We start from the raw sequence: 8,505 nt of genomic DNA, 5'->3' as shown, positions 1-8,505 counted from the left end.
TGCCTGTTGGGAATCTGTGGTCGAAGCACTCTTATTTTGATTGCAGGCTGTGAGACACAGCATCAGCGCTGATAGCAAGAGAGTTGTGAGGATTGCAATAGGATTTTGGCTTCTGGAGAGTGATGCCGGCATTCGTTTCTTCTATCAGTGGGATATTGCGGCTGTCAATGAGTCAGAACGGGTGGTGCGCAGTTTAATTTCACAAATAGCCCAAAATGCTGGCCAATCAAGAGCTCTACTATGGTCCGCGATGGTAAGAAATATCTTTAATCCTGTTCCATCCACGATACCGGAATTCTGCTAGACTTTGCTTATGCACCGCCTGTTCGTCATTGCGGTTTTAGGGGCGGCTGCGGTTCTCCCCCCACACCTGGGAGCGCAGTTTCGTGGAGGCATGCGCTTCGGCGGTTCCGCCTTCCGAGGCCAAATGGTTTCCTCCGGCCCAAGAGTTATAGTCCCATCAGGCTCCCGCCCAGTTTTCACTTCTATGCCTTCAGGGGCTTCCTTTGGTTTCAGACAGCGCTTTGGCGGCGGAGGTTTTGAAGATAGGGGTTTTGACGGCAGAAGGTTTGGGTCGGTCGCATTCGGCCATAATCCTCGCTTCCGTGTCTTTTTAAACAATTCTTGTTTCGGCTGTCGTAGACGTTTTGTCAGTCCGGCTCTCTTCTATCCTTATCTATACTCGGGATACTATTCGGGATATTATCCTTCTGCTCCGCAGTATTCCCAGCAGTCGTACCCCTCTAGTCCTATGGTTGTGGTGGTGCAAACCCCAGCTCCTGCCAGTTATGGTCAGAATGACCAACTAGTTCAGGAAGTTGAAGCATTGCGGGCCGAAGTACAGCAAATGAGAGAGGAGCAGAGTCCGCGCCAGCAGACGCCCTCGACCCCAAGCCAGGTTAAGCCCGCGCCGCGATCCAGCGCACAGCTCGAGGTGCCAGCTACTGTTCTGGTGTTCCGCGATGGCCAGCGCAGTGAGGTACAGAACTACGCCATCACCGGAAAGACTCTTTGGGTGTTCAACGAGCGCCAAGCCAGAAAGATACTGCTTTCCGATCTGGACGTCCCCGCCACGCAAGCCGCCAATGCTGAGCACGGGGTTGAATTCTCGCTTCCTCGGTGAGACCGTCGTACTTGCTCATCCATTACAATCACCCGGCAATTAAGTAATCGGAATGACTTTGTTGGCTATACCTTTTAGTCTTACGGTATCTCGTTACTGCTACGCTCCAGCGCCGCAGCCGGGGTGGGGAGACAAGAAGAGGCAGCAAATTATGACTCATCAAAAGCAGATTTCAATTCATACTACCGGTCACGGCCACATGCACGACCTCACCGAAGATGTCGTCGCTGTTGTGACCAATTCAGGTATCCGCACGGGCACCGTAAACGTTTTCAACATCGGCAGTACGGCAGCCGTCGGCGCAATCGAGTTCGAGCCTGGATTGCAGCGCGACCTGCCGGAGATCTTGGACAAACTTATCCCACCGAGTCGCAGCTACGGCCACGAACAAGCGTGGCATGACGGCAACGGCCACTCCCATCTGCAAGCAACGCTATTAGGACCGTCGCTGACTGTGCCCATTGCAAACGGCAAACCGGTGCTGGGTACATGGCAGCAGATATTCCATCTTGAATGCGATGTGCGTGGACGCCAGCGCACGGTCGTAATTACAGTGGTTGGCGATTGAAGAACGGCGTGCCATGGGTGCTCTTGGGTTTTTGATGAGGGGATGTTGATACTTGCAGCGCGGCAACAAGCCCCAGTGTAAAATACTGTAAGAAAGAAGGATTCGGCTCCGAACCCTGGCCGAATACTTGTAAGCAGATTTGCAGCAGGACTGTGGACAGGTAAATCTTAGTCATGCTCGGGGCGATAATGAAAACCAATGCCACTAATCGTCGAGAAATCAAAGAAAACAATGCTGCGATGCTTGGTCTTTGCCAGAAGCTCTACAAATCCGTCCAGCAGGCAACTACAAACCTGGATGCGTTGCGGCAAATCCTGAAAGATGCCAACCCAAAATTCCGTGAGATGTTTCTTCGGCAATGTGAAGACCTGGAGAGCGAACTCTATCCGGCCAAGGCTGCAACCCACCATCTTCTGGAGAAAGCTAAGGTCCAACTGAAAAGCGATCCTCTCAAAAGGAACTAACGAAAGCTGGCGGCTCGGGTCTGGCAATAAGCCCCGAGTCTGTCAAAAGAGGCTCTGTCAAAAAGGAAAGCTGCCGGGCGTGAGGGGGTGCGCCTATTGGGTGGGGATTTCACGCTTGTCCGCTCTCAGATACTTGTCAACATTAGTACCTATCTGCACTTGTCCCAAATGATGGCTCTGTGTGTTTTTCGCCACTTTTACCGGCTGCACCTTCGTAACACTTGCAAAATCGACTTGTCGTATTACAATTCTTTTCTCCCCTGAAGTTTCGGTGCTCGCAATATTCAATAGACCTTTAAAGAATTGGAGACGTGCGTACATGCGAACTGCAAGGTCAACACCGCGTCTGTTAGCAATCCTGATTGTCGTTACTGGATTAGGTTGGGCCCAACACGGGCTCGGATCTCTGCAGATCACATCGCCAACCATGGCGGTACAGGTCGGTGGCAGCACGACAACGTTGACTGCCAAGCGTATTTTCCTGCACGCGCCTAATCGTGCCATTCCCGTTTCCGCCAGGTGGTATTCCTCGAATCCGAGTATCGCTACAGTCGGCCAGTCCACAGGCGTGGTGACCGCTGTTGCTCCTGGCAGTGTGACGATTACCGCGGTGAGCGGTCCCTTCACCGTTGCCACGACTGTCGTTGAGGCGGTGCCGACGGGAACACTGACCGCCCTTGCCATTAACTCTCCGGATAGTTCGATCGCAAAAGGATTGACGGAGCAATACACAGCGACCGCCACTATTGGGGGTAGCCCTGTCGATGTAACCGCCGTAGCGGTCTGGAATTCCTCAATTGCTGCGGTAGCTCCCGTCAATGCAGCGGGTCTCGCCAAGGGCATGACGGTTGGAGGTCCCACCAATATCCAGGCTTCCTTGACGGTCGGAGCGACTACCGTCAACAGTAACCTTCTTCCCCTCACAGTAACTGCTGCGGTGCTGCAGTCGGTTACCGTCTCGCCATCGCCGATATTCATGGGAGCGAATACAACGCTGCAGCTCACCGCCACCGGACATTGGACTGATGGTGACCGCAACGAAACCAATAATGCTACCTGGAATTCAAGTGATTCAACCAACATCGCAGCGATCGGTATCAACACAGGATTGCTCACAGGTATCGGCATTGCCGGCTCGCATGCCGCAAATACCGGCACCATTACGGTGACTTTAAACCCCTTAGCCCCGGTTAACGTCCCCATTAGCGTCATGACCGCCAATGAAGCTGGACGCTTCCTGGAGCAGGCCACCTTCGGTCCTTCACCCGCTGACGTCGCCCACTTGCAGAGCATCGGCTTCAATGCCTGGCTGACCGAGCAGTTCGGCATGTCCCAGTTGAATTCACAGTACCTTGCTGCTCCCGACATTCCTACGTTACAGAACCGCTTCTACTTCAACGCGCTGCAGGCCCCAGACCAGTTACGCATGCGCGCCGCCTTTGCCCTGGAGCAGATCGTGGTCATCTCGTCCAATAAAGTTGGCGACCCGAATGCCTTTGTGCCCTGGCAAAACGTGATGGAACGCGATGCCTTCGGGAACTACAAGAGCCTGATGACGGATGTCACTCTGAGTCCGGCCATGGGTGTCTATCTCGACATGGTCAACAACGACAAGCCCGCAACAGGTATGAATCCCAACGAGAACTACGCCCGCGAGCTGTTGCAGCTCTTCACCATCGGACTCTACCAGCTCAACGCGGACGGCACACAACAACTTGATATCAGCAATAACCCTATTCCTACGTATGACGAGAGCGTAGTGCAGGGTTTCGCGCACGTATTCACCGGTTGGACATTTCCCACCCAGCCGGGCCAGGTCCTGCAAAGGCACAACTCGGCGTACTACGGTCTTCCACCCTACGGAAGTCCGATGGAAAACTTTACCTCGAACCACGACACCACCAACACCAAGCTGCTGTTGAATGGAGTGACGCTCCCGGCAGGTCAAACCGCACAACTGGATCTCAGTGCTGCGATGGACAATATCTTCAACGACTCGACCATAGGCCCGTTCGTGTGCAAGCAGCTCATTGAGCATCTGGTGAAGAGCAATCCATCAACGACCTACGTGCAAGATGTAGTGAATGTATTTAACAACGATGGAACCGGGACACGCGGTAACCTGCAGGCGGTGTTTAAGGCAATCCTGACGGATCCCGAAGCCAGGGCTGGAGACTTTCAGGTATTTCCTACCCAGACCAATCCAAATGAGGGGCATTTGCGCGAGCCGGTCCTCTTTATGACTTCTGTACTGCGCGCGTTGAATTCCACACATAACGGCAGCTCACTTACCAACACGGGCAACAATATGGGGCAGAACATTCTCACCTCGCCCACTGTCTTCAACTTCTTCCCGCCGGATTATGTTATTCCGCAAAATTACTTCAATCCGGTCCAGCAGGGGATCTTCGGGCCCGAATTTGCCCTTGAAACCCCCAGTACCGCTGTCACCCGTGCCAATTTTATTAGCTCGGTCGTCTTTGGTTCGTTGCAGTCGTCGGTACAGAACACGCTGAATAGTTATACGTCACTGGCGGGAAGTAATCCCGCCGGGCTGGTAGATGCGCTCAACTTGCGGCTCATGCATGGCCAGATGTCCACGACTCCCTCGGGGGGAATGCGTGGTGCCATTATCAGCGCAGTCTCTTTCTATCCTGCGTCGCAGGCGCTCACTCGGGTACAGACAGCGGTTTACCTGATTCTATCGTCATCGCAATATCAGGTGCAGCACTAAGAAGTAGGTAAAGATTAGGGGTAAAGATAGAGTGGGGAAGATAGAAGAGAAGAAGAGAACACAAGAAAAATCTGAGGAGTCAAAATCATGTCGCGTTCGTCACTTTCAAGAAGAGATTTCATTCGCCTGAGCTGCTGCTCTGCCGGCGCCGCCGCTTTAGCCACCGGCATGGGGCGCTTCGGCCTGGTCAACGCCTACGCTCAGGGGCCGACATACAAGGCGCTGGTTTGCATCTTCCTCTTCGGGGGCAACGATGGAAACAATACCGTGATTCCCTTCGATACCGCAGGTTACAGCGCATATCTGGCGGCGCGAGGCGACAGCACCCTTAATAACGGGCAACTGGGGCTCCCGCAAAATAGCTTGCTGCCCATCAACCCCGGCGTCAACCCGCAGCCTTACTCGGCATTTGCCTTGCATCCTCAAATGCCAGGCGTGCAGGCCCTCTTCAACGGTGGTAAAGCCGCTTTGGTCGCCAACGTGGGTACCCTGGTTCAGCCGACGGACAAGACCCACTACCAGAACCGCACCGTGGCCCTTCCCTCCGCTCTCTTCTCCCACTCGGACCAACAAAATCAGTGGCAGACCTCCGCCCCCAACAGCAGCGGCAAGAGCGGATGGGCCGGCCGTGCCGCCGACAAAACCCAGGGCCTTAACCCGGGGGCTAAGATTCCTATGATTGTCTCGGTCGCCGGCGCCAACATATTTGCCACCGGCCTCGCCACCCGGCCGGCAGCCGTTAACCCCGGCCAGAGCTCGGCGTTTAATGGTTTGGATAACAATCGCAATACCACCATGCAGAATTTGCTCACGTTAGATAGTGGCGTTTCGCTGGTGCAGGCCGCCAGCAGCATCACCGGCTTTGCCTTCGCCGACAGTAACGCTTTGGCCACGGCGCTGGCCACGGGCACGCCTTTGCAGACCGTCTTCCCCAACACTGGAATTGGCGGCCAGCTCAAGCAGGTGGCGCAGATTATCCAGGTGCGCGGGGCCCTCTCCAGCAACCGGCAGATTTTCTTTTGCTCCATGGGCGGCTTTGACACCCATAACCACCAGCTTGGCGACCAGGGCACGCTTCTCGCCCAGCTTAGCGCCGCCATGGGCGCGTTTTACAATGCCACGGTCGAAATGGGCGTAGATCAGCAGGTCACTAACTTCACCCTCTCCGAGTTTGGCCGCACCCTGCAGCCCAGCTCCGGCGCGGGCAGCGATCATGCCTGGGGAAGCCACCAGATCGTGATCGGTGGCGCCGTGCACGGCGCCGACATGTATGGCACTTACCCGACTCTTGCTCTGGGGGGACCCAATGATGTCAACAATGCGGGGTCATCGGCCCGCGGCCGTTGGATTCCCACCAACTCCGCCGACCAGTACGCCGCTACCCTGGCGTCGTGGTTTGGCGTCTCGGATTCCGACCTGACCTCCTATGTCTTTCCCGACTTGGTTAACTTTCAGCCCACCATAAAGCTGGGGTTCATGGGATAGAAAACAGAAGCAAAAGCCGCTTACACGCGAGAGGATCTGACTCTACCTCATATCGTTTTGAAGAGAGCACGGCCTTCGGCCGTATGGTTACGAGCATTCAAAAAGCGGGCATTATTGAGTCCTGCATTAATATTAATAATGTCCTAAATTGCGCCGCTTTGCGGCGCACGGTGGGAGCCCCCGGCTTTAGCCGGGGGTAAAGGTTTGTAGAGTTTTGGGGCTTTTAGCCCCGGCCTTTTGTAAGTAGGACATTAATTTATGCAGGCATCCTTAGCATTGAGGTTATGGGTTTGTCTCTGGGGTTGAGAAAGCTGCTTTTCGTGTCGGCAGTCCTGTGTGTGTCGGCATCCTCCGCCACTGCGGCCACCAAGCACGTACAGGTTGGCGAAATTTTTTTTAAGGATATCGAGAGCAATACCATCAACCCCGCGATTACGACCATCAACGTAGGCGATACGGTTGAATGGGATTGGATCGGAGGCACGACTGGGGGCACCCATTCCACGACTTCTGGCAGTTGTCCGGGCGGCATCTGCTCGCCCGATGGGATCTGGGGTTCGCCCGTGCAATTCGAGGGCTCATTTTCCTACACCTTCAACACCGCCGGGACCTTCACCTACTACTGCATACCTCACGGATCTGAGATGACGGGAACCGTGATCGTCACCTCCGATTTTACAGTTTCCATCTCCGATCCCACTGGCGGCAACGTTGGCGGCCCCATCTTTCCCAGCCAGGAGACCATGTTTGACGGCAACGTTGTCGCCACCAGCGGATTCAACAATCCGATCTCTTTGAGTTGCCAGCCTGGGGCCACTGCGCTTCCATCGCCATGTTCGCCATCTCCAGCGAGCGCACCGCCAGGCTTCTCCTTCACCATTACCGCTGGCGCCAATACCCCAGGTCATTACAGCTTCGCTGCGCAGGGCACTGGCGGTGGGCTTACGCATTCCTTCCCCAATCTGAATTTTGACGTGGTTGATTTCGGCATCGCGGCCCCGTCGCCCTCGTCGGTTACGGCGTTTTCCCAGCCTGCTTCCACTTCAACCTCTTCCTCAACCACAGTGACCCTGACAGCCGTTGGAAGCCTGCCCGACCTCGTGACCTTGGCGTGCGAGCCCAACACGCTTCCTGGAGGTTCCATGGGGGGTGCCTCGTGCAACTTCGCGCCACCTGGACCGTATAGTCCCACAGCAAGCGTGCCTATCACCGTCAGCGTCTCCATTATTAATGTCCCCGCCGCGACTCCCGCCCAGGATTACAACGTGCTGCTGGATGCATTTTCAGATACCAATGCCGGCGGCGTCACCAAGACGCAACCGCTCACATTGCAAGTGGTGCAGTTTGCTGCGTTCACCCCCGGCACAATCACGATTGGTGCGGGAAACATTTCCAACGCTGCCACCACGCACTTTACCGGCAGCGCAAACTTTACCGGCTCGGTTGCTCTGGCCTGCACCGCAGGATTGCCTCCGGGTGGGGCGTGCAGCTTTTCGCCGGCGATCGTCAGTAGCCTTCCGTCGAGTCCCTCTGTCACTGCATCTGTACCCTTCAACACACCTGTGCAGAGTCCTACTCTCACGGTTACGGCAACTGGGAATTCGGGAGGCACTTCGGCCATGCAGACCCAGTCTCTGACTTTAAACGTCCCCGCTCCCGATTTTTCTTTAGGTACGCCGTCGCCTGCAACCGTCAACATGGTGAACAACTCTTTCTCGCAGCCTGTAACGGTTCTGCTTACGCCCACGAACCTTGCGGGGACGGTAACCCCGAGCTGCGGAAGTCTGCCCACCGGGGTTTCCTGTATTTTTTCGCCTCCTACGTTCGTCAACGTGAAGGGACAGCCAACCAGCTTTGGCGTGATCTTTGCCGCCAACGGAGCGACTGCCAGCAGCTATGCAGGCATTACCATTAATGCCGACGTCACCATCAACGGCACACCCATCTCTCACAACGTCGCTCTGACCCAGCTCAATATCACTACTCCAGGCACCAGTACGACCATTACGTCAAGCCTGGCAGCGGTGAATTCAGTCACTAACGCTGCGTTGATTAACGTAGGCGACCCGAACCTTGCCATATCCGCAACCGTGAACAACAGTGGAAGCACTTACAGCGCCGCAGTTTGGCA

General features: G+C 55.3%; 6 protein-coding genes. All 6 read left to right on the top strand.

Features of this window, described 5'->3' with window-relative positions; all coding sequences use genetic code 11:
• Nucleotides 1–847 precede the first annotated feature (847 nt).
• On the top strand, nt 848–1,123 hold the full coding sequence (locus VK738_00030) for a hypothetical protein (GenBank protein ID HTD21019.1): 276 nt from the start codon (nt 848–850) through the stop codon (nt 1,121–1,123).
• Between the two features lie 151 nt (nt 1,124–1,274).
• The gene (locus VK738_00025) at nt 1,275–1,691 is read left to right on the top strand and encodes a secondary thiamine-phosphate synthase enzyme YjbQ (protein HTD21018.1); all 417 of its coding nucleotides are present in this window, start codon (nt 1,275–1,277) and stop codon (nt 1,689–1,691) included.
• A gap of 188 nt (nt 1,692–1,879) precedes the next feature.
• Nucleotides 1,880–2,155 carry a hypothetical protein gene (locus tag VK738_00020; GenBank protein HTD21017.1) on the top strand — a complete coding sequence of 92 codons (276 nt, stop codon included), beginning with the start codon at nt 1,880–1,882 and terminating at the stop codon, nt 2,153–2,155.
• Between the two features lie 319 nt (nt 2,156–2,474).
• Entirely contained in the window at nt 2,475–4,889 is a 2,415-nt protein-coding gene (locus VK738_00015) for a DUF1800 family protein (GenBank protein HTD21016.1), read from the top strand.
• Nucleotides 4,890–4,976: 87 nt separating this feature from the next.
• Complete coding sequence (locus VK738_00010; protein HTD21015.1) at nt 4,977–6,374, top strand: DUF1501 domain-containing protein; 1,398 nt, start codon at nt 4,977–4,979, stop codon at nt 6,372–6,374.
• 338 nt (nt 6,375–6,712) lie between these two features.
• A partial coding sequence (locus VK738_00005) for a plastocyanin/azurin family copper-binding protein (protein ID HTD21014.1) occupies nt 6,713–8,505 on the top strand: 1,793 nt, incomplete at its 3' end.

This window comes from Terriglobales bacterium, from assembly GCA_035487355.1.
Lineage (GTDB): Bacteria > Acidobacteriota > Terriglobia > Terriglobales > Acidobacteriaceae > QIAW01.
The sequence above is the reverse complement of the archived record's forward strand: the minus strand, read 5'-3'. Positions and strand labels throughout refer to the sequence as shown.